We start from the raw sequence: 26,306 nt of genomic DNA on the forward strand, positions 1-26,306 counted from the left end.
GATCAGAACAGGGCGTAAGGATCCTTTATGGGATGATCGTTCGAATGTCGGATCCATCCTTTAACCACTCGGTAAACGAACCAGAGCCAACCAAGGAAGCCAACTAGCCAGGCAAAGGGTAGAAGTATCCAAGTCGCCGCTAGAGCGAAGGCGAGAACGTAAATGATTGCCTGTATCCAGAAGGTGCGGATCTGCCAGGTGATGTGCCCCTCCAGATCTGTTCCGTCCAGATCCCGGCGTTTCAGATATGCGAGAATGACTCCGAGAACCGACGGCAGGCCGAAGACGATCGCTGCACCATAGAGCCCATAGACGATATGCACAGCGAGCCGGTCGTTCTCCGAGAGCTCAAGGGAGAAAGGGAGCGGGCGCTGCCGGGCCACCTGATTGCCGTTGTTCGGATTTGTTTCGGCCATGTGCAGTCCTGTTCCTTTCCCTGTCGGGGGCCAGCCCTTAACGTTGTCCCGGTGACTTGATCATTCAATAGCCCGTCGCGGGGGTGGCAGGAAGAGGAAGCGTGGCAATGATAACGAATGAAGGAAGAGGTCCCGCCGTTGATCTTTACAGCGACACGGTTTCGCGCCCGACCGCTGCCATGCGGCAAGCCATGGCTGAGGCGGAAGTTGGCAATGAGCAGGCGATGGAAGACCCGACCGTAAACATTCTGTGTGAGCGCGTCGCTGCCTTGCTGGGTACGGAAGCCGCGATGTTCCTTCCGTCCGGAACCATGTGCAACGAGATAGCCTACAGGGTCTGGGTCGACCGGGGAGAGGAGATCATCCTCGAAGAGAGTGCACATGCGCTGCATTTCGAGGCGGGCGGACCTGCTGCTCTTGCCGGCGCAATGGTGAGGACCCTGAAGGGGCGTCGCGGCATCTTCGATGCGGCCGACCTGGAGACCGTCATTCGTGCGCCGCGCGGCCACCACGGTCAGCGCCAGAAACTGGTGAATATCGAGAATACGGCCAATCTCGGCGGAGGCGCTGTCTGGCCGCTCGAAACCGTTGCCGAAGTTGCCAATTGCGCGCGCGGGCACGGGCTCAAGGTCCATATGGATGGTGCGCGGCTGCTGAACGCGGTTGTTGCGTCCGGTACACCGGCATCTGCCTATGGTGTTCTGTGCGACTCTCTCTGGATCGATCTTTCGAAGGGTCTGGGTTGCCCGGTTGGGGGCGTGCTGGCCGGCAGTGCAGAATTCATCGATCGGAGCTGGCTCTTCAAGCATCAGTTCGGTGGAGCGATGCGGCAGGCTGGAATTATCGCTGCCGCCGGCGTCTATGCTCTCGATCACCATATCGACCGGCTGGCCGAGGATCACGCCAACGCTCGTTACCTTGCCGAAGGAATTGCGTCGATCCCGGGCTTGTCCGTTGCGGTCGACGAAATCGAGACCAACATGGTGTATTTCGATGTGACAGCACCGGCTCTCGATGCGGCGGGGCTGTCCGAGCGCTTGATGCGGGAGCACAAGGTGCGGATCGGCTCCATGGGACCGCGCCGGATGCGCGCCGTGACCCACATCGATGTCACTCGCAGCGGCATTGAGCAGGCATTGACGGCGATCAAGGCTGTGATGGAAGCGGCCTGAGCAGGCTCAGGCGTCCGTCAGTGCCTGCTCAAGGTCGGTGTCCGTAAACTGGGTGCCGGCCGTCCGGGTACCTTTCATGTCTGCTCCGGTCAGATTGGCACCTTTGAACTTGGCGCCTGAGAGATCGGCATTGCGGAGCAGGGCGCTTTCCAGGTCGGACGGCCAGAACCGTCCGGTCGGATTCCCATTGGCGTCCTTCAGTTCCACCGGATAAAGCAATGCGCCATTAAGCTGTGCATCCGTGAGGTCGGCTGAAATCAGCTTCGTGCCGGAGAGATCCGAATCCCGAAGATCGACCCGGTTGAGCTTGGCCCCGGTGAGGTCTGTCATCACCAGTTGGGCGCGGCGCATCTTGGCGCCGGACAAATCCACGTCGCGCAGGTCCGCGCCGGACAGGTTGATATCGCTCAGATCGACATCTTTCAGGTTTGCTCCGGCGAGCTGCGCGCGGGTGCCGCCGCGTCCCTGTTCGCGTATCCAGAGTTCATGATCGTTGACGATGTCGCGGAGAGAGCGGCTGCGGTCTCCGGACTCTGTCACCAGTTGGGCGCCGCTGAGATTTGCTGTCGAAAGATTGACCCGCTCAAGAATTGCGCTGCTGAGATCAGATCCGGCAAAGCTGGTTTCTGAAATCAGGGCGCCGCGCAGGTTCGCGCCTCTGAGATTCGCGCCGATAATCTTTGCATGCGCGAGGTTGGCGCCGGACAGATCCGCTCCTGTCAGGTTTGCATTCTCGAGGTTCACACCGCTGAGGTTTGCGCCGCAGAGCAGGGTGTTTTCCAGGTTGGCGCCGATCATGCTGGAATCTGACAGGTTGGTTCCGGACAGATTGGCGTTGTTGATGTCGGCGTCATCCATGGTCGAGGAGGACGCATCGGCGCGGATAAAGGTCGGCCGCTCGCCTGTAAGGTCGTTGATGATGGCGCCGCCGCGCATGTCGGCTTCCTTCAGATTGGCCCCACCGAGATTTGCTCCCCGGATGCTCGCACCGCGCAGATCGGCACGCATCAGGACAGCGTTCGTCAGGTCCGAATCATCCAGATTGGCGCAAAACAGGTCTGCATAACTGAGGTCGGCGCCGGACAGCAGCGTGTTTGCGAAATTGACGCCTGACAGACGCGCCGACTGCAGGTTCACGCGTGCCAGCTGAAAGCCCGTGACCTCGAGGCCGGACAGATCGGCGCGCACGCCGCCCGGCTTTCGCTTCAGCCAGCGTTCGTGGCTCTCAATGGCTTTAAGGATATCGTCCGGCGTCATCGACTCAGATTTCTTTCCATTAGTATGGGGTCGCCGATAAACGGGCAGTATAGAGCCCCCCGAAAGTCCGGTTCAGCTCAACAACGATCATGGCCAACCGTCCACGATAATACCAAGGCACGGATTGATAAATTCACGAGACGGCCTGATGGCATCCTCGACACGTGCCTGCAAGCTGAGGCGCTCGCAATAGTCCTTGAGGGCGGTGAAGCCCGGGGTTTGGGCTATATCGTTCGTGGCGATACCCACTTTCTTGAGCAAAAGAGTCTGAAACGGCGCGTTCTCCGTATTCCTTAGCAGATAGATCACGAATCCGCTCGCCCGTCGTTCCTCCTCCGCGCCTCTCTGCTCCCTCACATCATCGGCGACGCGATCAATAAGCTTTTCGATCTCGTTGCTGAGCTTGGTGAGTTGCTCGGCTTTTTGCTCTTCATCAATCAATGCGGGGCAATCCCGAATGGCCAGTCTGTAGAGTAAAACATTACGTTTTGTTCAAGCGAAGCATTCGCACGTTTCCATGCCCTAGGGTCAAGAAGAATTTCCTTGGAAACTGGCTGTGCGAAGTCGTTGTGCCGCTTGATTTCGTGGTTTTTCAAGATTAGCTGTCGCCGACTTTCTCATCGGTTTTAGCGTCTGCAAGTTGCTCGGTTTTAAAGATCGCGTCCGTCAAATTCGCCCGTGTCAGATCCGCGCCGGAGAGATCGGCACCAGAAAGATCCGCCCCGGCGAGGTTTGCGTTCCTCAGATCAGCGTCCTTGAGGTTTGCATTCACCAGCTTGGTGCCGGACAGGTTGGCCGGCCATTTCCGCCCTGTAAGCTGGCCTTTCTGATCTTTCAGATCGACCGGCGCAATCACGGCATGCGAAAGATCTGCATCGGTCAGGTCCGCATGTGCGAGATTAATCCCTTCCAGGGTTGCTCCGCTGAGGTTGGTCCCTTTCAGATTGGTGTTGGACAAATCGGACATAACCAGCAGCACGTTCGAGAGATTTGCGCCGCTGATATTGGCCCCGTGCAAGTCCGCTCCGGACAGGTTGACTGCCGCAAGGTCGATGAAGCTGAGGTCGGCATTCTTGAGGATAGCGCGGTCACCCAGACGTCCGTCTTCCCGGATCCAGACATAATGCATGTTGAGGACTTCGCGGACTTCGAAAGGCAGCGAATCCTCGTTACGGACCATATTGGCGCCGGTCACGTCCGCTCCGGACAGGTCGCACCCGTCTAGATTGGCTCCTGACAGATTGGCATGTTTCAGGATTGTATTGTCGAGCAGGGCGCCAGACAGATTGGCATCCTGCAAGTCAGCACCGGAAAGATCCGCCTCGACCAGAACACAGCCGGACAGATTGGCTCCTTTGAGGTCTGCCTTGCGCAGGTTTACGCCGGAGAGGTTAGCGCCGGCCAGTTGTGCGCCCGCCAGGCTGGCATTCGGCATGGCCGAATAGCTGAGATCGGCGCCTTGTTGGTTCGAAGTAGGGCCGTCCCGCTGGCCCTCGTCATCATCGGTGCCGAACATCAGCGTGCCGCCGCGGAAGTCGGCGCCGACAAGATTGGCGCCCTTGAAGGCGACGTTGCGGATGGATGCACCACGGAGATCCGCGTTCTGAAGGTCAGCATCCCGAAGATCGGCGCCGTCCAAAACAGCGCAGAACAGGTCCGTATGGCTGAGATTGCTGCCTGCCAGGATGGTTTTTTGCAGATTGGCGCCGGACATTTTCGCAGATTTCAGATTCACTTTTTCGAGCGTGAAGCCGGCCAGATTGGCGCGCGCCAGATTGGCCCGAGACCCGCTATGGGCGCGACTCAGCCATTTTTCATGCTCGTCCAGGATATTCGCGATTTCCTGAGGCGTCATTTCAGTGAACCATGCCCATGATCAAGACGCTCTTTCTTGAGTGTTTGTAAAACTGTGTTGATTCCACACAGAACAATAGCCGTCAGGGAGCATATGTGGAAGCGCCAAGAGGTAATCTGCAACCAAGGGCAACTTCGCATTCCCAAATGGAACAGTGCATTTAGTACCCGATATTAATGTAGGTAAAATTTATTCAAAAATTCCAGATGTTTTTTGAGCTTCCCTTTGGATTTGTAGGCTTGTCGGTACGACCTTACTCGGCTGCTTGACTGGCGGAGCCGTCTGGTTGGCGTTTGGGGGATTCACCCGGCGTCTGTTTTCCGGGTTCCACGAGGCTGAGGCAGAGCGATAGCAAGGGTGGGATGATGGCGAGCGTCAGCACGGCTGAAAGGGAAAGGCCACCGATCACCACGGAGCCGAGGCCGCGATAGAGTTCCGAGCCGGCGCCGGGGAACACCACAAGCGGGAGCATCCCGAGGACGCTTGTCAGTGTCGACATGAAGATTGGCCGGATACGATTTCGGGTCGCCTCGACAATCGCGGCGCCGGATTCCATGCCGTCCTCGCGTATGTGGTGCAGGGTCTGGTGCACCAGCAGGATCGCGTTGTTCACCACAATCCCGATCAGGATGACGAAGCCGAGCAGGGTCAGCATGTCGAGATTTTGCCGGATGAAGATATTGAGAGTGGCCAGTCCGACCACGCCGCCGGCAGTGGCCAGGGGGACCGAGAAGATAATCACCAGCGGATAGAAGAAGCTCTCGAACAGTACGGCCATGACCAGATAGACGATGACCAGCGCCATCACCAGGTCGAGCACCATTTCGTTCCAGGTCTGGGCCAGCTTGTCGGCCGTTCCGGACATCCGGATGCTGACGCCGGGCGGCAGGCCCGCATCTTCCATTGGCGTGATCACCTCGTCCCGCATCTTGTTCAATGCCGCTTCCAGCGGCATGCCGGAGGGAGGAGAGACGACAAGGGTGATGGTCCGCTCCCGTCCGACATGACGGATCTCGGTCGGGCCGGTGGTCACCACCACGCTGGCGAGGGAACCTGCGGGGACGATCTTGCCTTCCCGCGTGACAACAGGCAGGTCAGAGATGCCTTGAGTCTCCAGAATATGATTCTCGGGGCCAGTCAGCGTCAGGTCGATACGCTCGCCCTGCACGGTGATTTCTGCCACACGGATACCATCGTTATAGGCATCGACCGTGAAACCGAGATCACGGGCGGTTACACCATTGTCGGCAAGAAGCGTACGGTCGGGCACAACACGGACTTCCGGTGCGCCGAGCGACAGGGATGGCAGGGGGCGTATCTGCGTGCCTTCATCCCTTGGGAAAGCCTTGCCGACCCTGAAGAAGGTCTTCTGGGCGATTTCCGTCAGCCCTTCGAGCTCACCGCCAGAAATATCGAGATCGATCGAGCTGGTTCCCCCGACACCGCGTCCGAAGAGAGAACTCTGGCGGAAGAATCCGAATGTTCCAGGTTCCGTGAATAACGAGCGCCGGAGGACCGGTATCAGGTCTTTTGCCCGGGTCGGGTCGGCTGCCGCGGCACCGACGATGACATTGGCCCGAAAAGCGACGAAGAAGAACCGCGACATGGTCGGGGTGCCATCCTCCATGACTTTCTTCGTTTCTGAGAAATCCCAGATCGGCTTGGTCGCGTTTTCAAGCTTGGTGGCAATCTCGGACATGGTGTCCAGATTGTAGCCGGGCGGGGGCTTCACGAAGCCGATAACCAGATTCCGGTTGCCTTCCGGCAGATAGTCGAGTTCGGGAAGCATGGCCCAGGTTGCCACGATGCTACCGGCCGTCATGCCGATAATGACGGTGAGGGCGAGGATGCGGTTTTTAACCACGGCACGGGTCTGCTTCATGACAAGGGTCAGGAAGCCATGGGCAAAAGAGTCGATCACCGGAATGCGCCGGGTTGCGCTCAGGTCGCCGATCTCGTTCTTCAGCAAGCGGCTCGCAAGTGCAGGAACGACCGTCGCGGAAACCACCAGCGACAGGCAGACCGCGACGGAAATGGCAACAGCGATATCCCGGAACAACTGCCCGACTTCCAGTTCCATCACCAGGATCGGGATGAACACCATGACCGTGGTCAGCGAGGAAACCAGCACCGCGCCCCAAACCTGCTGGGCGCCACGGTAGGAAGCCTCATTTGGCTCGTGGCCAAGCTGCCGCAGGCGGAAAATGTTTTCCAGCACGACGATTGCGGCGTCGACCACCATGCCGACAGCGAAGGCAATGCCGGCCAGCGAGATGACATTGATGGAGCGGCCGAGTGCCGCCATGGCAACGAACGACCCGATGACGGAAACCGGGATCGCCAGACTGATCACCAGCGTGGCATTGCCACTGCGCAGGAACAGGTAAAGCACCAGCGCGGCCAGGATGCCGCCGACCCAGATATTCTGGCGCACCAGGTCAATTGACGAGTCTATATAGGTGGTCTCGTCATAGACCTGGATCATCTTCAGATCCCGCGCGGCAAGGTATCCCTCGTTTAGCTCGCCGATCGCCCGGCGAACCTCAGCCATGACTTCGATCACGTTCGCACCGGTCTCCCGGTACATCGGTACCGCGAGCGCAGGTGTCCCGAATTGCCGGATACGTGCAACCGGGTCCTTGTGGCCCATGCTTACTGTGGCGACGTCCGAGACGGTGACGCGGGCAACCCGCCCGGAGATCGAATCCTCGATGGAGCGCAGCACAACGCCGCGCACATTCTCCATGCTCTCGAAATCGCCTTCCGTGCGGACCACATAGCGGCGCTTGCCCTCATCGACAGCACCGGCCGAGATCGACGCATTGGCTGAGCGCAGGGAGGCAAGCACATCCGGGATGGTCAGCTGATACTGGGCGAGCAACTGCGGGTCGACTTCCACCCGCATTTCGCGCTCTGCACCGCCATAGATGCGGGCTTCGCCGATCCCTGAAATCCGCTCGATCCGGGCTTTAACGTAATCCTCGGCGAAATCGCCATATGTGTGGATCGGTGTGTCGTTTCCGTCCTTGCGCAGGATCACGGCCCAGGCGATGGCGTTGTCTTCGGAGCCGGCTGTCTGGAATGTCGGCTCGTCCACCTCGTCCGGGTAGTTGCCGACCCTGTCCAGTCGGTTGGAGACGAGCAGCAGCGACTTGTCCATATCGGTGCCGGGGGAGAATTCCAGCGTGATGCGGCCGCGTCCGTCCTCGGAGCTGGAAATCATCGATTCCAGCGCTTCGATACCGCGCAGTTCGTCTTCCTGACGGTTGACGACTTCGCGTTCAATCTCGGCGGGGGCCGCTCCGCCCCAGTTGGTCGTGATTGTAATAACCGGCCTGTTCACATCCGGAGCAAGCTGGATCGGGATGCTTTGCAGGGCAACGACACCGAACATCACGACCATCATGACGATGGCCAGAACCGCGACGGGTCGCTGGATCGAGTACCGGATCAGCGTGTCCATCGACTCAGCCTTTGACCTGGACGGCTACCGGCTCGCCGGGGCGCAGGCGTTCGTTGCCCTTGATCACCACGGTCTCGCCAACAGACAGGCCATCCAACACTTCAAACCGGTTGCCGAGAGATTCGCCGATGGTGACCGGCCGCATTTCTACCTTGCCGTCGATCACCACATAGACCCGGGGCTGACGGCCATCCAGCAGCAGGGCATCCTTGTGAACGCTGATCACCTGACGCACCAAGCCGATGGGAATGTGAACGGTGACGCTTTGGTTTTCGGCAATTTGCGTGGCGCCTTCTGGCAAGCTCGCCGAGAACCGGACGGCCCTGCTGCGGGTGCGCGGGTTTTCCTCCGGAATGACCGCTCTCACCTCGACAGTCAGCGTCTGCCCGTTTTGCAGCACGGCTTTAACCGGAGCCCCGGGATGCAGGCCGGAGAGCCTCTGTGCAGGGACATCGGCCTCGATCTCCAGGTCCTTGTCATTCATCAGGGTGACGATGGCATCGCCTGCCTGGACATAGCCGCCCGCGACGACGTGCCGGGCCAAAACTACGCCGTGATAGGGCGCGCGGATCGAGGCGTCGGCGAGGGCGATTTCAGCCAGGTTTAAGTCAGCTCGCGCCCGTTCGGTTTCCGCTTCGGCCTCCGTGGAACTGGCGATCGCGGCTTCCAGGTCGCGTTGTGCATCTTCCAGGGCGTTTTTGCGAAAAGCATTGGAGCCGCGCAATTGCTCGGTCCGAGCCAGGGCTTGTTGAGCTTTGGCCCGGTTCGCCGTTGCTCGCTCGCGCTGGGCTTCCGCTTTCTTCAGCTCCGATGCCCGCAGCTGCCGTTCCGCCCGCAGCCTGTTGTCGGAAAGCCGGGCCAGTATGGCGCCTTTCTCGACCCGCTCGCCCGCTCGGACCGTAACGTCGGCGACCCGCTCAGAAATCCGGGTCGCGACGGGGCCGAGCTGGACGGCGACGAACTGTGCCGTAAATGGAGCTGTCTGAGTAAGGGACTCTTCGCTGACCTTGTCGACCTCTACGGGGCTGGCCTTTCCTTGCCCGCGGGCAAGGTCTGACATGCCGATGGTCAGCGTGGCCGCGAGCACCGCGCAGAGAAGGACTCGAGGCAGGTTTATCAACATTGCTGGCATTTAGCGCACGCCTTCTGATGCCAAGAAGTCACGAGATCCGCGTCGGTGAAATCAAGACTGGTTGCTCTGGAGGTAGCGAAGATATGTCTATTTTGCCGGGTATCTATACCAATCGCAAATAAATCAACGAGCGATCGGTACGCATCTCGACAAGTTGTTGCTGGATGGAACTCCGACCTTCTTGGTAAGAACGAAGGACGAGATAAAATCCGTCGCTGGTGACCGGAAAAAGTTGGGGGAGAAACGACGTGGGGACAATTCTGTATACCCATGCGGATAGTTTTGGACATGACCCGGGACGCATGCATCCGGAACATCCGGCGCGCCTGAAATCCGTGCTGACTGCGTTGTCCGCCGAGGAGTTCAACGGGCTGGAGCGTCGGGAGGCACCCAAAGCCTCCGTTGAACAGATCGCCAGGGCACATCCTCTCGACTATGTGGAAGCGATCCTGGAGGCCGTGCCCGAGACTGGCGAGCGGTCGATTGACGGTGACACGGTGATGTCACCCGGCACCGGCGATGCTATCCTGCGCAGCTCCGGGGCGGTTTGCGCAGCGGTTGACGCCGTGCTTGGCGGTGAGGCGCAGAATGCATTCTGCGCCATGCGTCCGCCCGGACATCATGCCGAGCCGCGCACGCCGATGGGCTTTTGCTTCTTCAACCAGATTGCCGTCGGAGCAGAGCATGCCCGCGCGGCGCACGGACTCCGACGCGTTGCGATTGTCGATTTCGATGTGCATCACGGCAATGGGACGCAGGCGATCTTCGAAGCGGATGGCGGTGTGTTCTATGCATCGACGCATCAGTCGCCGCTGTTTCCCGGCACAGGCCATCAGAGCGAGCGCGGTGTCGGCAATATCGTGAATGTGCCGTTGCCACCGATGTCCGGTAGCGAGCAATTCCGGGCGGCCATCACTGAAATCATTTCCCCGGCCCTGATCGAATTCCAGCCGGAACTGTTGATGATCTCTGCTGGGTTTGATGCCCATATAGATGATCCTCTGGCCTCGCTCTGCCTGACGGAAGAGGACTTTTCCTGGGTGACCGAGGAGCTCATGCGGGTGGCTGATCTTGTCTGCGACGGCAAGATCGTCTCCACGCTTGAGGGCGGTTATGACCTTGAGGCATTGGCAGAATCGGCGGCGGCTCATGTGCGCACTTTGATGAGTGCCGCCTGACATCGAAAAGCGGGCGGGGCTCCCTTGTATCGGGGGCGTCCCGCGCCTATTGTCGGGCACTGGCCCGAAGGAGACCGACGTGAGCGAGACACCATCCCCCGAAATCAAAGGCCTCAGCTTCGAAGAGGCCCTGACGCAGCTTGAAGAGATCGTCGGCAAGCTTGAATCCGGGAACGGGACTTTGGACGACGCCATCAACGCGTATGCGCGTGGGGCGGAGCTGAAATCCCATTGCCAGAAGAAGCTGGACGAAGCGCGCATGAAGGTCGAAAAGATCCGGAAATCGGATGCTGACGGCGCCGTGTCTGCCGAACCGTTCGAAGCGTGAGCTTCAATTTTTCCGACATTGATCAGGATCACCGCCGCTTATGACCCAGCTTAAAGACGCGATGGCAACGACCGCGCGCGAAGTTGAGCGCGTAATGGATTTCCTGCTGCCGAAAGCGGATGACGCCGAGGCACGGGTGTTCCAGGCCATGCGTTATTCCAGCCTTGGCGGCGGCAAGCGGTTGCGGCCGTTCATCGTTGCGCAATCGGCCAAGATGTTCGCCGTCGATGAACGGTGCGCTCTTCGGGTCGGCGCGGCTGTCGAGTTCCTGCATTGCTACTCGCTGATCCATGACGATCTGCCGGCGATGGACGACAGTGCCCTGCGCCGCGGCAGGCCGAGCTGCCACAAAAAATTCGATGAGGCGACAGCCATTCTGGCTGGCGATGGATTACAGGCGCTGGCATTCGAGGTTTTGGCGGCGGAAGAAACCAGCTCCGATGCATTCGTACGTTCAGAACTGGTCGCCGGGCTTGCGAATGCGGCTGGCGGAGAAGGTATGGTCGGCGGCCAGATGATCGATCTGCTTGCGGAAGACCATGAGTTGGATATCGGCGCCATCACCCGCATGCAGCGGATGAAGACCGGCGCGATTTTCGCCTTTGCCGCCACAGCCGGCGCGATCATGGGGCATGCGTCCGAGCGTCACATCCATGCCCTGCATTCCTTCGCCCAGGAACTGGGGCTCGCCTTCCAGATTGCAGACGATTTGCTTGACGAAGTTGGAGATTCCAACACGACAGGCAAGCCAGTCGGCCAGGATGGCGCCGCCGGAAAAGCGACCTTCGTTTCCATTCTCGGTGTCGAACGAGCCCGGTCGCAGGCCCGGCTGCTGGCTGAACAAGCGGCGCGCACCCTTGATTTATTCGGTGAGCGGGCAGACCTTCTGAAACAGGTAGCCGCTTACGTGGTCGACCGCACGCACTGAGCCCCAGGGCTGAATTGGACCCATGACCGAACGCAGAACCCCGATTCTGGACAGAGTCACACTACCGGCTGACTCTCGCACGCTGACCGATGCGCAGCTCAAGCAACTCGCGGACGATCTGCGCCGGGAGACCATTGACGCTGTTTCCGTCACCGGCGGTCATCTCGGGGCTGGACTCGGCGTGGTCGAACTGACGGTCGCGATCCATAACGTTTTCGAGACACCGCGAGACAAGGTGATCTGGGATGTCGGCCACCAGGCTTATCCGCATAAAATCCTGACCGGCCGCCGGGATCGTATCCGCACGTTGCGTCAGGCGGGCGGACTTTCCGGTTTCACCAGGCGCTCGGAGAGTGAATACGATCCGTTCGGTGCCGCGCACAGCTCAACCTCGATCTCCGCCGGGCTCGGCATGGCCGTGGCGCGGGATCTGAAGGAAGACGACTTCAATGTCGTTGCCGTGATCGGTGACGGCGCGATGAGCGCGGGTATGGCCTACGAGGCGATGAACAATGCCGGGGCGCTGAAAAACCGGATGATCGTGGTGCTGAACGACAACGACATGTCGATCGCACCACCGGTCGGCGCGCTCAGCGCCCATCTTTCGCAACTGATTTCCTCCAAGCCTTATCGCAGCATGCGGGAGCTGGCGAAGCAGATCGCCCAGCACCTGCCGAAGCCGATGGAAGAAACCGCCCGTAAAGCCGAAGAGTTTGCTCGGGGCATGGTCACCGGCGGCACGCTGTTCGAGGAACTCGGCTTCTACTATGTCGGCCCGGTCGACGGGCATAATCTGGACCATCTACTGCCCGTTCTGCGCAATGTGCGGGACATGAAGCGGGACCGTCCGGTGCTGCTCCACGTGGTGACGGAGAAGGGCCGAGGCCATCCGTTCGGTGTGCAGGCGGCGGACAAGTATCACGCCGTGCCGAAATTCGACGTGGTTACGGGCGAAGTGAAGAAGCCGGTCTCGAACGCGCCGAATTACACGTCGGTTTTCGCTGACTCGCTGATCAAGGAAGCCGAGGCGGATGACCGTATCGTCGCGGTGACTGCCGCCATGCCGTCGGGAACCGGGATCGACAAGTTCTCCAAGGCCTTCCCGGAGCGCAGTTTCGACGTTGGCATTGCCGAACAGCACGCTGTCACCTTCGCCGCCGGTATGGCTTGCGAGGGCATGAAGCCGTTCGTTGCGATCTATTCGACCTTCCTGCAACGCGGCTATGACCAGGTCATTCACGACGTGGCGATCCAGAAACTGCCGGTGCGCTTTGCCATTGACCGGGCCGGGTTGGTCGGCGCCGATGGCGCGACCCACGCCGGGGCATTCGATCTCGCCTATCTGGGCTGCCTGCCGGACTTCGTCCTGATGGCGCCGTCTGACGAGGCCGAGTTGACGCACATGGTGGCAACATCCGCTGCAATCGACGATCGGCCGAGTGCCTTCCGCTTCCCGCGCGGGGAGGGTGTCGGTGTCGAGCTTCCTGCGCGCGGCGATTTGCTGGAAATCGGCAAAGGCCGGATTGTCCGCGAAGGCTCTAATGTCGCGCTGCTGTCTCTCGGGTGCAGGCTTCAGGAATGCCTCACGGCAGCCGACGAGCTTTCCACGCGTGGCCTGTCTGCCACCGTGGCCGATGCCCGGTTCGCCAAACCAATCGATCGGGACCTGTTGCGTCGCCTTGCAGCCGAGCATGAGGTGCTGGTCTGTATCGAGGAAGGCAGCATCGGCGGCTTTGCCAGCCAGGTGCTGCATGCTCTGGCCGAGGACGGCTTGCTCGACTCCGGATTGAAGGTGCGCCCGATGGTGCTGCCGGACCGTTTCCTCGATCATGACACTCCGGAGAAGCAATATCACGAGGCCAGGCTCGATGCCGCTGCCATCGTGACAACGGTCCTCGGTGCACTCGGTGTTGACCAGGCTTCGGCGCCGGTCCGCGCCTGACCGGCCATGGCATCGGAACGTCTCGACCTTGCCCTGGTTGAGCGGGGGCTTGCCGAAAGCCGAAGCAGGGCCCGGCATCTGATCGAGGCGGGACAGGTGACGGTCGACGGTGTCACCGTGATCAAGCCCGCGGCGAAAACAACCGAAGCCCACATTATCAAGCTCGATGACGGGGCGCTCAAATGGGCGTCGCGCGCTGGACTGAAACTTGAACATGCGCTCGATATTTTCAACATCGACCCGGCCGGGCTGGTCTGCCTCGATATCGGGGCATCAACCGGCGGTTTCACTGATGTGTTGCTGGACCGGGGGGCGCTCCGGGTGCATGCCGTCGATGTCGGCCACGGTCAGCTGATTCCGCGTCTGGTCGAGGATGAACGAGTTCATGTCTACGAACGTCTGAACGCGCGATATCTTCAGCCTGAGATGATTGGGGAGCCGGTAGGACTGGTTGTTTCCGACGTCAGCTTCATCTCTCTCAGGCTGGCACTACCTATGGCGCTGGCCTGCGCTGCACCGGGGGGGCAGCTGGTAGCGCTGGTGAAACCACAATTTGAGGTCGGGGCGGCTCGCATCGGTAAGGGCGGGATTGTCCGGGATGAGGCGGCGCGGGCCGATGCTCTTCGGGATGTCGTGAGCTGGCTCGAAAACGATGCCGGATGGACGCTTTCGGGGCAGGCGGAGTCGCCGATATTCGGAAATGATGGAAATCAGGAATTTTTAATTGCTGCGGAAAAACCGTGATAGGCTCGTTTTTGTGAATAAGAGGCGGTGTCATGACAGAAGAAAACCGCGAGGATTCTGACGAGAAATCAAGGTCGCGCCGCTCGAAGAACGCGGATGTAGAGGCCTATGATCCGGCCTGCCTCCGTTTTAGCGAGATGCTGGCTTATGGGCTCGGCTCGAGCGGCCGTTCCTGGTTGGATGCGGTACGCAAGGGCGATGACCACGATGATGCTGGGCTTGCGGAACGCGCCCGGTCCCGGGTCGAAGAGCGCGATATTAGGCGTCAGCGCAATATCGAGAGTATTTTCTCTCTCGCCCTGACCATGCTCAAGAGCGACACACCACAGGACGGGCATGTGGATCCGGATTGGTGCGTGCGCTTTATCGAGGCGGCGTCCGATTGCGGTGACAAGGCCGGTCAGGAAATGTGGGCCGCGCTGCTTACTCTGGAAGCCGAGGAAAGCGGAACGGTACCGCAGGTCACCTTTCGGGTCATGAGCACACTCAATCGCAAAATGATCCGCTGGGTCGCCATCCTGGCAAAATTCCGGATCAACAATTTCCTCGTAAGACTTTCCGATGAGTTCTTCGGTGAGCGCGAGCTGACGGGCGACTGCATTCTGCTTCTTGAGGAATATGGCCTGCTCCGCACGAATCGCGACCTCAGCAAAGTCTTTTCATCGCAGAAGACCGACAGTTTCTCGACCAATCTGCTCTATGCGGACAAGGTTGTCCGGGTGAGCCACGATGACCCCGCAGCGGATCTGACATTGCCGTGCTACCGCCTGAGCGAAGCCGGTACGGCCCTGGTCCGGGCGGCGGGACGGCTTTCCCGGGTGGAAGCGGATCTCGATTATCTGCTGGAAATCGTCAAGCTGGTCGAGGCCGAGGGCTATACGGTGGCGCAGGCTGATATCCTATCGCGGGCCTCCGAAACGGTCGTAGCCAAGCATTCGCCATTCTGCGAGCTGCGCACGCTGAAACGCTAATTCCAGACACGGCAAAAAAGACGGGCGGCGCCTTGGCACCGCCCGTACATGCAGCCAAACACCAAGAGGCTCTATGCCGTCTGGCCGCGGGCACTCGCTTCGGATTCGACGATGGTCAGCGCGCGGCAGAGCAATTTCGCCTCCTGTGCGCTGAGTTTTGCCTGGCGGGAAAGACGCCGGAGCTGTTCGGCCGCATCCCTGAGGCCGGCGTATTTCGCCGGAGCTGCTTCGAACTCCCCAGCATGGTTCCGTGTCCGGGTCTGGTTCCGGGCATAGTCTTTCCAGATGGCGACATCGTGGGTCAGGCCGCCGGCACCGTTCAGAAATAGATACATCGCGTGTTCCATAACTTTTCCTCACACGTCAGTTGTTGTTCGAAATGCCTTGTTGGTATGGAATATCGTTTTGAAAAGCCGAAAGGACAAATGATTGATTTTTACCTATCATGTTAGATATATTTACATTTGATGAGTAGGCAGCTTCCCCCTCTTACCGCGCTTCGGGCCTTCGAGGCCGCCGCTCGCCTGGGCGGTGTTTCGAAAGCGGCGGATGAGTTGCACGTCACTCATGCGGCGGTCAGCCACCAGATACGCGCGCTTGAGGATTGGTTCGGGCTGTCGCTCTTTGACCGGGCGGGCCGGCAAATCAAACTGACGGAAGCCGGTGCCAAACTGCTTTCGCCGGTCTCTGCGGCTTTTGACGGTATCGCGAGTGCTGTCGGGCTGGTCTGCGAGGATGCCAATCAGAAAGTCCTGACAGTCTCCGCTGCGCCGTCGGTCGCATACAAGCTGCTGGTGCCGCGTCTCAGCTCCTTCGCGTCGATGGAACCGGATGTCGAGGTGCATCTGCATCACTCCGTGACCCTGTCCAATTTCGTGTCGGACGGTGTCGATGTGGCAGTGCGTTTTGGCCGGGGGAACTGGCCGGGCACCGTCTCGAAGCGGATTATGGAGGGGTTCGCGCAGCCTTTTTCCAGCCCGAGCCTGCTTCAGCGCGCCGGTTACACGCTCGATGACCTGCCTCTGACGCCGGAACAGATTGCCACCCTGCCTCTGCATCACGAGGATTCGACGGAATTCTGGCGGACCTGGTTCGAGAAGGCCGGCGCACCGGGACTCCGGTTCCGAAGCGGTGCGGTGTTCCATGACGCGGCGTCAATCCTGAACGTCGCCGTTGCCGGGCAAGGGGTGGTCCTGGCGCGGCCGGCATTGGCCGAGTCGGAGCTTTGCAGCGGCATGCTGGTTGCTCTCTCGGATGTGAAAATCGAGGAAGATGCCGGGTACTACGTGGTCTATCCGCGCTCGAAATCATCCGATCCTCTGATCCGCTCATTCGAGGCCTGGGTAATTGCCGAACTCGCCCAACCAGGCGGGGGAGCGTCATATTCGGACAAGGCGCTCGCGCCATAACCTGACCCACGTCAATTGCCGTTAGTGCCCATTTTGGGCGCGCGAGATCGAGATAATGTCGCAAAGCGGACATTGGGCCGATTTGCGCTCACTCATCCTGTGGGACAACAATAGATAGCAAAGAGAGCACGTGAAAAACGACGTGCCGGTCCGGGATCTATTCCGGATACAGACTTTGACTTCAATGAATCCGACCTGCCGCTACGACGGTGGGAGCCAAGGGAGGCATTATGAGCGAAGTAGCAGACCGCACCCCTGACGGGGATGCGAATGTGATCGATACAGAATATGAAATCGGTCAACACAATATTCAGCCGAAGATCGGCCGGTTCGGAATGGACATCCATAACCCGGTTTTCGCCATCTCGGCCGGCGGTATTATCCTGCTGGTCTTCTACACGCTGGCCCTGCCGGAACAAGCGGCGGCGTTTTTCGGCTGGCTGAGGCCAACCCTGACCTCCAACTTTGACTGGTTTTTCCTGGTGGCGGGGAACATCTTCGTCATTCTGACACTGGCGTTGATTGTCTCGCCGCTTGGTAGAATCAGGCTCGGCGGGACCGAGGCAAAGCCCGACTATTCCTACACCGGATGGTTTTCGATGCTGTTCGCCGCGGGCATGGGTATTGGCCTGATGTTCTACGGCGTGTCGGAACCGATCTCGCACTTTTCGTCGTCCGTCGCTGATGGCGCGGGCTCGCCCGATAGCTGGGCACCGCTTGCCGGTGCGGCTGGCGATCCGGCCGAAGCCCATAGGCTCGGCATGGCAGCGACGATCTTCCATTGGGGGCTCCACCCGTGGGCGATTTATGCCGTTGTGGCGCTGTCCCTGGCACTGTTCTCGTACAATAAGGGCCTGCCGCTCAGCATCCGGTCGATCTTCTATCCGATTTTCGGAGAGCGGGTCTGGGGCTGGACAGGTCATGCCATCGATACATTGGCTGTTTTCGCGACCCTGTTCGGGCTTGCGACATCGCTTGGTATTGGCGCGGAGCAGGCAATAGCGGGCCTGAATTTCCTGTTCGATACTCCGGTGACAGATACGTCGAAGGTTGTGTTGATTTCCGCCATTACCGTCCTCGCACTGGTATCGGTTGTTGCTGGCCTTGAGGCCGGCGTGAAACGGCTGTCAGAGATCAACATGGTGCTGGCGGTCCTGCTGCTCGGGTTCGTCATCATCGTCGGGCCGACCCTGGCGATTGCCACAGGATTCTTCGCGAACCTGTTGGCCTATGTCGAATACCTGCCGGCGCTGTCAAACCCGTTCGGGCGCTCCGACGCGAACTTCTCCCAGGGCTGGACCTCGTTCTACTGGGCCTGGTGGATTTCCTGGTCACCTTTCGTCGGCATGTTCATCGCCCGGGTCAGCCGGGGCCGGACCGTGCGCGAGTTCCTGTTCTGTGTGCTGATCATCCCGTCCGTCGTGTCCGTGCTCTGGATGACGGCATTCGGCGGTACGGCGCTGTCTCTCTTGCAGGCAGGACATCAGGAGATCGCGGATGCGGGGCTTGAGCTGAAGCTGTTCACCATGCTGGGACAGCTGCCGCTGCACAGCATTACGTCATTTATCGGCATCGTGCTGGTGATCGTGTTCTTCGTTACCTCGTCCGACTCAGGCTCGCTGGTGATCGATACCATCACGGCCGGTGGCAAGGTCGACGCACCCGTGCCGCAGCGGGTGTTCTGGGCAACCTTCGAAGGCATGGTCGCCGTGGCCCTGCTGCTCGGGGGCGGTCTCGGCGCCCTTCAGGCGGCGTCGGTCTCGACCGGTTTGCCCTTCGCAGTGGTCCTGCTGCTGGGCTGTGTCTCGCTGGTGAAGGGGCTTATGAGCGAGCCGCGCAGCTGATCGTTATCTTTATACCGCCGGACCTGCTTGCAGGTCCGGCGGTTCTTTAACGAGATCAAGCCCGTGTCGGTTCGACCAGAAGCTGGGAGACATTGACGTTTGCCGGAGCCGTCATCGCGTAGACGATGGCATCCGCGATGTCTTCCGGGATGAGCGTTCCCGGGGCATTGTCATAGAAGGTTTGAGCCCTGCCGCCGTCGCCCCAGCGGCTTTCCGCGAATTCGGTGCGGGTCAGGCCCGGCAGGATTTCAGTCACTCTGATATCGGTCTGGGCGAAATCCATTCTGAGACCGTCGGTGAAGGCGCGGACGGCGAATTTCGAGGCATTGTAGATGCTGCCCCCTGGATAGACACGGAGGCCGGCAGTGGAGCCGAGGGTGACGATGTGGCCGGTGCCGCGCGCTGCCATCTGGTCGATCAGCGCCCGGCAAACCCGGATTGTTCCGTTCACATTGGTGTCGATGATGTCCGTCCAGGTATCCGCATCCGCCTGATCGAAGCGTGCCCGGCCACCGACATCGTGACCGGCGCAGACCACGACGCCATGTATGTTGCGCCAGCCTTCGGGCATGCGTTCGACCATCGAGGCGGCGGAAGCCGGATCGGCGACGTCCAGTTGCAGCGGAAGGCAGTGGCCCGGACGATCCTTCGCCAGGGATTGCAAGCGGTTCATCCGGCGTGCGGCGGCAATAACGCGCGCACCTTCACCCAGGAGTTGCTCCACGGTTGCGGCGCCGATCCCCGAGCTGGCCCCGGCAACCAGCACGATCTTGTCTCTTAGCTCGAATTTACCCATCGGACGCCCGTATTACACTTCACATCGCAATTGTTAACACACCTTCGCCGTCGCCTTCCTACCGGTCAAGCGGGATCCCTCATGCATTCCGCATGATGTGTGCGTCGGCCACAAGATCGATCCATCGATCGGTAAAGGCGGCGCAGAAGGCCCGGGCCCCGGCTTCGTACTGCTCCAGTTCCTTCGCGATCTGAGGGCGCCAGCCGGGGCGCTTCGCATCGAGATAGCCGGAATGCGCCGTGCTCCAGCGTTCCGCCAGTGTACGTCCGACCTCGAAATGGAACTGTGCGCCGTAGCTGACGGCGCCGACCGAATAGGCCTGGTTCTCATATGCGGCGCTTGTCGCGAGATGTGTTGCTCCGGGCGGCAGGGTGAAGGTATCGATGTGCCATTCGAAAACAGGAACATCCGGGGCGATCAAGGCTGTCAGGGGATCGTCGCGGCCGGCGGCTGTTGGTGTGACCGGGACAAAACCGAATTCCAGCGCCTGTCCGACGATATTGCCTCCGCCGTGAGCCCGGGCGAGGAGCTGGGCGCCGAGGCAGATGCCGAGCACCGGGCGGCGTGCTGTATCGAAGGCGCGCATCAGCTCCAGCAACGATGGGAAGTAGGGAGAGCCGCTGTCGTCCAGCGCATTCTGATCGCCTCCGAGCACGATCATGCCGTCATGATCGTCCGGCGCAGCGGGCAGGGACGTCCCGTTGAAAGCCTGCACGATATCGAGCGTGACGCCGCGTTCGGCGAAGGTGGCGGCCATTTCGCCGACATCGGTACCGCTGTAATTTTCGATGACGAGAACGCGCATCGCTTCAGACGGCATCGGATGTTGTCACTGTAATGCCGTGCTCTGCCAGCTCGGCCCGGGCGGCGGCTAGCGATCCATCGAGATCGATGGCCCGGCATCCGTCTTCCAGTAACGTGACCCTGAAGCCGAGTTTTGCAGCGTCGACAGCCGAGAAACGCACACAAAAGTCAGTGGCGAGCCCGATCATGACCAGATGTTTGACTGCGCGCTCCCTCAGGTAACCCGCAAGACCGGTGGTCGTGGTGTGATCGTTTTCGAAGAAGGCGGAGTAGGAATCGATCTCGCTCCGGTAGCCTTTGCGGATGATCAGATTGGCGCGATCTGTCTCGAGATCATTGTGAAAGGCGGCGCCTTTGGAGCCCTGCACGCAATGGACCGGCCAAAGCACTTGCGGGCCGTACGGCATGTCGATCTGGCTGAAGGGATCGTGGCCCGGGTTGTTGGCGGCGAAGGAGCTGTGATCGGCCGGGTGCCAGTCCTGTGTCAGGACCACGTGATCGAAACACTGCATCAGTCGGTTCGCAACCGGTACAACGGCATCCCCATCAGAGACGGCGAGGGCTCCACCGGGGCAGAAATCGTTCTGCACGTCGATCACGATAAGGGCGGTTTCACTCATGGCATTGCTCCGTTCCATCTTCTCAAGGGCACTCTAGAGATGAAGATGTGTGAACAGAACCCGTCCCGTTCGTCTGGGCCATGAAAAGAGAACGGCCCCGCTGGTGGCGGGGCCGAGAGTACATTGGGGTGGAATTCGTTCAGGGAGTTACGCGTGTTCAGGTGCCGAAGCGGGCTCCGACTTCGAGGCCCTGTTCGGCGATGAAATCTTTGGCGGAGATCTTCTTGCCGCCGTCATAGCGCACACGCTGGACAAGAATGCCGCCGCGTCCTGCATTGATGACGAATCCTTCGTCTGTAATTGCGCAGATCCGGCCGGTCCGTCCGGAGCCGTCGGCTTTCTGGCTGTCGAAGATCTGCAGCTCCTTGCCGTTCAGCGTCGTCCAGGCACCGGGCTGTGGGTTGCAGCCGCGAATCTGGTTATAGACTTCGCCCTGGCTGCGGTTCCAGTTGATCTCGCCATCCGCCTTGCGGCACCAGCCTTCATAGGTGGCTTTGGACTCGTCCTGCGGCGTATGCGGCGGGTTGCCGGCACGGATCAGGTCGATGGATTCGAGCACCGCTTCGATGCCGAGCGGGAAGACCTTGTCGAAATAGACCGAGCCGAGCGTGTCGTCCGGGGTGATCTCGACTTCCTTCTGGACGCAGATATCGCCTTCGTCGAGGCCGTCATCCGGATAGAAGATGGTGAGGCCGGTCTTGTCCGCGCCCCAGATGATCGGCCAGTTGATGGAGGAGGGGCCGCGATGCAGCGGCAGCAGGGATGGGTGGAAGCAGAGCGAGCCATGCTTCGGCACGTTTCGGGCTTCTTCCGGTATGAAGATGATGACATAGGCCATCATCATCAGATCGGCGTTCCAGCTCTTCAGTTCCTCGATCACTTCGGGCAGGGAATAATCGGCAGGCTGGCACACGGTCAGGCCGTGCTCAAGGGCGGCTTCCTTGACCGGGTCGACCGGGCGGCCTTCCTTGTCTGGCGCCGTGTAGACGGCAACGATCTCGTCTTCGCCCTTTTCCAGAATGGCTTCCAGCGCGGCCTTACCGAAGGCCTGCTGTCCGTTCAGGATAATGCGCATTGTGCTCCCTCCCCACCGCCCGGCGCGCCCCGGGCGGACATGCTGATTGAAAGGCGCGGGAGCGGAATGCCCCCGCGCCGCATCTGATTAGAACAGGCCTTCGATCTGGTCCTGATCGTTCAGTGTGATCTTCTCGGCGGCCGGGACTCGCGGCAGACCCGGCATGGTCATGATATCGCCGCAGACCGCAACAATGAACTCCGCACCGTTGGAAAGACGGACTTCCCGGATCGGAAGCGTATGGCCGCTGGGGGCGCCCTTCGCGTTCGGGTCGATCGAGAAGCTGTACTGCGTCTTGGCGATGCAGACCGGGAACTTGTCGGCGCCGAGCGCTTCGAAATCCTTGATCTGGTTCAGCACCTTCTGATCCGCAACCACACCGTCCGCATCGTAGATGTTCTTGGCGATGGCTTCGATCTTCTGCAGCAGGCCGAGATTTTCATCATAGAGCGGCTTGAAGTTGGCGCTGCCGCCTTCGACCAGTTCAACCACCTTCTTGGCCAGATCCTCGGTGCCGGCGCTGCCGTCGGACCAGTGGGTGCAGATGATGGCGTCGACGCCGACGGAGGCCAGCTCGTCACGGACGGCGTTGATTTCCGCATCCGTGTCGGTGATGAAGCGGTTCAGTGCGACCACGACCGGCACACCGAACTTCTTCGTGTTCACCACATGGCGCTTGATGTTCGAGGTGCCCTCGACCACGGCGGCGATATTCTCCGTTCCGAGATCTTCCTTGGAGACCCCGCCATGCATTTTCAGCGCCCGGACAGTGCCGACGACGACTGCCGCTGACGGCTTCAGGCCTGCCTTGCGGCATTTGATGTCGAAGAACTTCTCGGCGCCGAGATCGGCACCGAAACCGGCTTCGGTCACCACATAGTCGCCCAGCTTCAGGGCGGTTTTGGTTGCCATCACCGAGTTGCAGCCGTGTGCGATGTTCGCGAACGGGCCGCCATGGATAAAGGCCGGGTTGTTTTCCAGCGTCTGTACCAGGTTCGGGGCCAGGGCATCGCGCAGCAGCACGGTCATGGCGCCGTTGGCATCGACGTCGCGGGCGAAGACCGGCTTCCGGTCGCGGGTATAGGCAACGATGATGTTGCCGAGGCGGCGCTTCATGTCCTCAAGATCAGTCGACAGGCAGAAGATCGCCATCACTTCGGAGGCGACGACGATGTCGAAGCCGTCCTCGCGCGGGAAGCCGTTGGCAACACCGCCGAGAGAATTGGTGATCTGCCGGAGCGCCCGGTCGTTCATGTCCATGCAGCGCTTCCAGGTCACCCGGCGCTGGTCGATCTGGAGCTTGTTACCCCAGTAGATGTGATTGTCGATCATTGCGGCGAGCAGATTGTTCGCAGCGGCAATGGCGTGGAAATCACCGGTGAAGTGCAGGTTGATGTCTTCCATCGGCACGACCTGGGCGTATCCGCCGCCGGCGGCCCCGCCCTTCATGCCGAAGCACGGGCCGAGGCTCGGCTCGCGCAGGCAGATGATGGCTTTCTTGCCTATCCGGTTCAGCGCGTCACCGAGGCCGACAGACGTTGTGGTCTTGCCTTCGCCGGCTGCGGTCGGGTTGATGCCTGTGACCAGCACCAGCTTGCCATCGGGGCGGCTCTGAAGAGACTTGATGTAGTCGAGGTCGATCTTGGCCTTTGTATGGCCGAAAGGCTGAAGCGACTCGGACGGGATTCCCAAATTATCGCCGATCTCCATGATCGGTTTCATTTTCGCTTCGCGGGCGATTTCAATATCGGACATGACCATGGTCTTTTGACCTCCCCTGGCGTGGTGCGGCTTCCGAGGCCCCGAAACGGGCCTGTCACCTTTGTTCTTGGTATATTGGTATACCAAGTACCTGATGGCGTAAACGAAAGTTTTCGGTCCTCGGAAATGGGTTGCAATGTTGCGTTGTCATTTGGTCGTGCCGGGTTTTTCGGCGCTATAAAATTTCCGACCTGTTCTGAACCGTGATTGTCATCCGGCTCGATAAGAGCATGTACGGTCGCGCGAGGCCGGAGGTTCTTCCAGCAGGCGACAGGGCAACCGGGAGAGGAAAACTTTAGGGGATATTGAGGGTTACACCGCCGCGACGTAGGGATCGAGGGACACCATGTCCTTGCCGAGAGCCATCGGGACGCATTCTTGCGGAAAGTCGTTGTGAAACTCGGCGCCGGAGGCCTCGGCACGGTCAAGGAACGCGTCCAGATGTTCCATGGCGCCGGTCGGCAGATCATGCAGCACCATTAAGGTATGATCTTGGGATGCTATCTGCCCAAGCGCGCGTTCGACCCACCCTTCAGGGTCGGCCCAGTCTCTCGGAATCGCATTCCACAGGACGCAGCTATAGGCCTTGCGGTGGAGAAACTCGACCACCTGCGGATTCAACAGATGCGGACCCAGTTTGCCGCCGCCGCCGAACGGGCGGAACAGTTTCTCGGTCTCGCCGGTTTTGGCAACTAGCGCGTCGGTGCGCTCCAGCTCGTCAACCGCCGCCAACGGATCTTCCATCTGTCCGAGCGGTGTGGTGTGGGTGAATGTGTGGTTGCCGATCCTGTGGCCTTCTTCGCGGGCCCGGATGGCAAGTTCCATCCGTTCCGGGTCCAGCAATTTCTGCCCGACGACGAAGAATGTCGTCTTGAGGCCGCGCCGGGCGAGGATATCCAGAACCCGGGGCGTGACCTCCGGCTCCGGGCCGTTATCGAAGGTAAGCGTGAGTTTTGACATGGGTCCATTCCGGCATCGGGGTCTCGTATTGTCAACGTCGCCCGCTCGATCAGGCGGAAAGCTCTTCAAGGATGGCGCGGCAACCGGATACGCCTTGCGTATAGACCGCCTCCAGCCATGCCGGGTCGTCGCAGAAGAGAGCATCCCGAAGCTCCGTTTTTATCCGGCGGCCAAGCGGCGTGTGCAGATCGCCATGGAATTTCAGCCAGGTGTCCGCCCTGTGCATTGTGACGATGTGGTCTACCGGGTAGGTGCCGAATTCCAGGATGACCTTGATGGGTTTCAAAGGGCAGGCGACATCGTCCAGCACGTCGCAGGCGACATGACGGATCTGGCTGCTTGCTGCGTCCGTCCTCGGCTCTTTGTCTCGGCGTATCGCTTCCAGAGCACCGTATTCCCCAAGCCCCGTATGTAGATCAGCAATTGCCAGCCGGTCCGCTCCAGCACCGTGTCGGGCGACGACTCCTGCGAGGTTCGCGATCGTCCAGCTCCGCGACGTGCCGCCGAAGAAGAGGCCGTCCGGATGGGTATACTGACCGGCCAGAACTTTCCGGCTGAACTTCTCGAAGCCGTTTTCCGCGATGTAAGCCGCGATCCGGGCCTCGGCCTTGTCCCGTTCCGGACCCGACCAGACTGCCGGGCAGAGCGCGTCATGCAGCGCATCGTAATCCGGGTTTTGCGGCAGGCTGTCGAAGGAAATCAGGTTGTTCCGGTTCGGATCGATATTGTTCTCGTCCGTCCGCGTCATTGCGGCGGAGCCGTAGGGATTGACGGCGTGAATAAAGACCGCGGCTGTATCCGCCGGCAGCCACGCCTCAATCTCATCCAGCAGACCGAGCTGGATGCCGGACCCGGCCGTTAGTTCCGTGCCGTGCAGGCCGGAGCTGATGAACAGCACCCGGCGCGCGCGGTCCGGCCCGATCCTGACTGTATCGGTCGCGATCTCGGCCGGAAATCTTGAGCTCAGTGGATGGCGCGCGGTTTCCAGCGCGTAACCCTTGTCCTCGACAGCTCGCAGGAAGCGTTGCCGGGCCGTGAAGTAGGTGTCGGAAAAGAGGCTGTGGGATGGATGCATGATCTTGGGCCGTGAGGGTGAGGTGCGTCTCGATGATTAGGCCTTGCCCATGCCATTGCGCAATGGTCATTGGCCCAAGCGGGCAATCTGAGCTGGTTATTGACAATCTGGAACAAAAAAGGAACATTCGCGCGATGAAATTCATCACTGCCTAGGGGAGCAGGATTGTGGGTGAACAGGTTAGGGCAGGCGGGTGCCTTTGTGGCGCGGTGCGGTTCGAAATTTCGGGGGAGATGAAGCAACCGGTAGCCTGCCATTGCGCCATGTGCCGCAAGCAGGCCAGCCAAGCCTGGGTTTCCTCGACGCTGAACAAGGACGATCTCAGAATCTCTGAAGACCGCGGTCTTAAATGGTACCGCTCCAGCGACAAGGCGCGTCGGGGCTTCTGCTCGGAATGCGGCTCCGCGCTGTTCTTCGTCGATACCGACAGCTCGCGCATCTCGGTATCTCTTGGCGCGCTCGACGGCCCGTCAGAATTGACTGTTCGAGGTCACATCTATGTCGCGGACAAGGGCGATTATTACGGGATCGCGGACGGCCTGCCGCAGTTTCCAGCGTCGGATCTCTAGTTTACCG

The 26,306-nt window shown here is 60.2% G+C and carries 24 protein-coding genes; 10 read left to right on the forward strand and 14 right to left on the reverse strand.

Annotated features, from left to right (window positions below; translation table 11 throughout):
- Positions 1 to 2: 2 nt before the first annotated feature.
- Positions 3 to 416: a DUF4870 family protein gene (locus tag K328_RS22065; protein ID WP_051284283.1), complete on the reverse strand. Its 414-nt coding sequence runs from the start codon at positions 414 to 416 to the stop codon at positions 3 to 5.
- Positions 417 to 523: 107 nt separating this feature from the next.
- Between K328_RS22065 and K328_RS0101430 the strand changes: the two genes are divergently transcribed.
- Positions 524 to 1,588, forward strand: coding sequence for a threonine aldolase family protein (locus K328_RS0101430; RefSeq protein WP_028464439.1), 1,065 nt, complete (start codon positions 524 to 526; stop codon positions 1,586 to 1,588).
- A 6-nt stretch (positions 1,589 to 1,594) separates the two neighbouring features.
- On the opposite strand, the gene K328_RS22070 is transcribed toward K328_RS0101430, so the two are convergent.
- The 5 genes from K328_RS22070 to K328_RS0101455 all read right to left on the reverse strand — a co-directional run bounded on the left by K328_RS22070 (position 1,595) and on the right by K328_RS0101455 (position 9,295).
- Positions 1,595 to 2,845 carry a pentapeptide repeat-containing protein gene (locus K328_RS22070; protein ID WP_036553027.1) on the reverse strand — a complete coding sequence of 417 codons (1,251 nt, stop codon included), beginning with the start codon at positions 2,843 to 2,845 and terminating at the stop codon, positions 1,595 to 1,597.
- An 87-nt stretch (positions 2,846 to 2,932) separates the two neighbouring features.
- Positions 2,933 to 3,286 (reverse strand): hypothetical protein, encoded by a 354-nt coding sequence (locus K328_RS0101440; RefSeq protein ID WP_028464440.1) that lies wholly within the window; start codon positions 3,284 to 3,286, stop codon positions 2,933 to 2,935.
- A gap of 157 nt (positions 3,287 to 3,443) precedes the next feature.
- Positions 3,444 to 4,700, reverse strand: coding sequence for a pentapeptide repeat-containing protein (locus K328_RS0101445; RefSeq protein ID WP_028464441.1), 1,257 nt, complete (start codon positions 4,698 to 4,700; stop codon positions 3,444 to 3,446).
- Positions 4,701 to 4,953: 253 nt separating this feature from the next.
- A complete protein-coding gene (locus K328_RS0101450) occupies positions 4,954 to 8,163 on the reverse strand; it encodes an efflux RND transporter permease subunit (RefSeq protein WP_028464442.1) in 3,210 nt (1,069 codons plus the stop codon).
- A 4-nt stretch (positions 8,164 to 8,167) separates the two neighbouring features.
- The gene (locus K328_RS0101455; RefSeq protein WP_084608040.1) at positions 8,168 to 9,295 is read right to left on the reverse strand and encodes an efflux RND transporter periplasmic adaptor subunit; all 1,128 of its coding nucleotides are present in this window, start codon (positions 9,293 to 9,295) and stop codon (positions 8,168 to 8,170) included.
- A 248-nt stretch (positions 9,296 to 9,543) separates the two neighbouring features.
- On the opposite strand from K328_RS0101455, the gene K328_RS0101460 reads away from it, so the two are divergent.
- The 6 genes from K328_RS0101460 (at position 9,544) to K328_RS0101485 (ending at position 15,386) form a co-directional block, all read left to right on the forward strand.
- Positions 9,544 to 10,473 carry a histone deacetylase family protein gene (locus K328_RS0101460; RefSeq protein WP_028464444.1) on the forward strand — a complete coding sequence of 310 codons (930 nt, stop codon included), beginning with the start codon at positions 9,544 to 9,546 and terminating at the stop codon, positions 10,471 to 10,473.
- 79 nt (positions 10,474 to 10,552) lie between these two features.
- Positions 10,553 to 10,801, forward strand: coding sequence for an exodeoxyribonuclease VII small subunit (locus tag K328_RS0101465; protein ID WP_028464445.1), 249 nt, complete (start codon positions 10,553 to 10,555; stop codon positions 10,799 to 10,801).
- Between the two features lie 40 nt (positions 10,802 to 10,841).
- The gene (locus K328_RS0101470; RefSeq protein ID WP_028464446.1) at positions 10,842 to 11,729 is read left to right on the forward strand and encodes a polyprenyl synthetase family protein; all 888 of its coding nucleotides are present in this window, start codon (positions 10,842 to 10,844) and stop codon (positions 11,727 to 11,729) included.
- Positions 11,730 to 11,751: 22 nt separating this feature from the next.
- On the forward strand, positions 11,752 to 13,671 hold the full coding sequence (gene dxs, locus K328_RS0101475) for a 1-deoxy-D-xylulose-5-phosphate synthase (RefSeq protein WP_028464447.1): 1,920 nt from the start codon (positions 11,752 to 11,754) through the stop codon (positions 13,669 to 13,671).
- Between the two features lie 6 nt (positions 13,672 to 13,677).
- Positions 13,678 to 14,415, forward strand: coding sequence for a TlyA family RNA methyltransferase (locus tag K328_RS0101480; protein ID WP_028464448.1), 738 nt, complete (start codon positions 13,678 to 13,680; stop codon positions 14,413 to 14,415).
- A 32-nt stretch (positions 14,416 to 14,447) separates the two neighbouring features.
- Positions 14,448 to 15,386 (forward strand): DUF2806 domain-containing protein, encoded by a 939-nt coding sequence (locus K328_RS0101485; RefSeq protein WP_028464449.1) that lies wholly within the window; start codon positions 14,448 to 14,450, stop codon positions 15,384 to 15,386.
- Between the two features lie 71 nt (positions 15,387 to 15,457).
- Here the strand turns inward: K328_RS0101485 and K328_RS0101490 are convergent, their stop codons facing one another.
- Positions 15,458 to 15,733, reverse strand: a complete 276-nt coding sequence (locus K328_RS0101490) for a hypothetical protein (protein ID WP_028464450.1) — start codon at positions 15,731 to 15,733, stop codon at positions 15,458 to 15,460.
- Between the two features lie 120 nt (positions 15,734 to 15,853).
- Here K328_RS0101490 and gcvA point away from each other — a divergent pair, with 120 nt between their 5' ends.
- Both gcvA and K328_RS0101500 read left to right on the forward strand, forming a co-directional pair.
- A complete protein-coding gene (gene gcvA, locus K328_RS22075; protein WP_051284285.1) occupies positions 15,854 to 16,795 on the forward strand; it encodes a transcriptional regulator GcvA in 942 nt (313 codons plus the stop codon).
- Between the two features lie 230 nt (positions 16,796 to 17,025).
- A complete protein-coding gene (locus tag K328_RS0101500; protein WP_028464451.1) occupies positions 17,026 to 18,639 on the forward strand; it encodes a BCCT family transporter in 1,614 nt (537 codons plus the stop codon).
- A 55-nt stretch (positions 18,640 to 18,694) separates the two neighbouring features.
- On the opposite strand, the gene K328_RS0101505 is transcribed toward K328_RS0101500, so the two are convergent.
- The 7 genes from K328_RS0101505 to K328_RS22085 form a co-directional block, all read right to left on the reverse strand.
- Complete coding sequence (locus K328_RS0101505; protein ID WP_028464452.1) at positions 18,695 to 19,435, reverse strand: SDR family oxidoreductase; 741 nt, start codon at positions 19,433 to 19,435, stop codon at positions 18,695 to 18,697.
- A gap of 79 nt (positions 19,436 to 19,514) precedes the next feature.
- A complete protein-coding gene (locus K328_RS22080) occupies positions 19,515 to 20,255 on the reverse strand; it encodes a type 1 glutamine amidotransferase (RefSeq protein ID WP_051284286.1) in 741 nt (246 codons plus the stop codon).
- Positions 20,245 to 20,859: a bifunctional nicotinamidase/pyrazinamidase gene (pncA, locus tag K328_RS0101515; protein ID WP_028464453.1), complete on the reverse strand. Its 615-nt coding sequence runs from the start codon at positions 20,857 to 20,859 to the stop codon at positions 20,245 to 20,247. Before pncA ends, K328_RS22080 begins: the two co-directional genes overlap by 11 nt.
- A 157-nt stretch (positions 20,860 to 21,016) precedes the next feature.
- Positions 21,017 to 21,934, reverse strand: a complete 918-nt coding sequence (locus K328_RS0101520; protein ID WP_028464454.1) for a methionyl-tRNA formyltransferase — start codon at positions 21,932 to 21,934, stop codon at positions 21,017 to 21,019.
- Positions 21,935 to 22,021: 87 nt separating this feature from the next.
- Positions 22,022 to 23,689, reverse strand: a complete 1,668-nt coding sequence (locus tag K328_RS0101525) for a formate--tetrahydrofolate ligase (protein ID WP_425411506.1) — start codon at positions 23,687 to 23,689, stop codon at positions 22,022 to 22,024.
- A 318-nt stretch (positions 23,690 to 24,007) separates the two neighbouring features.
- A complete protein-coding gene (locus K328_RS0101530; RefSeq protein ID WP_028464456.1) occupies positions 24,008 to 24,655 on the reverse strand; it encodes a polysaccharide deacetylase family protein in 648 nt (215 codons plus the stop codon).
- 49 nt (positions 24,656 to 24,704) lie between these two features.
- Entirely contained in the window at positions 24,705 to 25,730 is a 1,026-nt protein-coding gene (locus K328_RS22085) for a DUF2817 domain-containing protein (RefSeq protein WP_051284288.1), read from the reverse strand.
- 167 nt (positions 25,731 to 25,897) lie between these two features.
- Between K328_RS22085 and K328_RS0101540 the strand changes: the two genes are divergently transcribed.
- Complete coding sequence (locus K328_RS0101540) at positions 25,898 to 26,299, forward strand: GFA family protein (protein WP_036553030.1); 402 nt, start codon at positions 25,898 to 25,900, stop codon at positions 26,297 to 26,299.
- The last annotated feature ends 7 nt before the right edge of the window (positions 26,300 to 26,306 follow it).

The organism is Nisaea denitrificans DSM 18348, assembly GCF_000426505.1.
In the GTDB taxonomy this organism is placed as follows: domain Bacteria; phylum Pseudomonadota; class Alphaproteobacteria; order Thalassobaculales; family Thalassobaculaceae; genus Nisaea; species Nisaea denitrificans.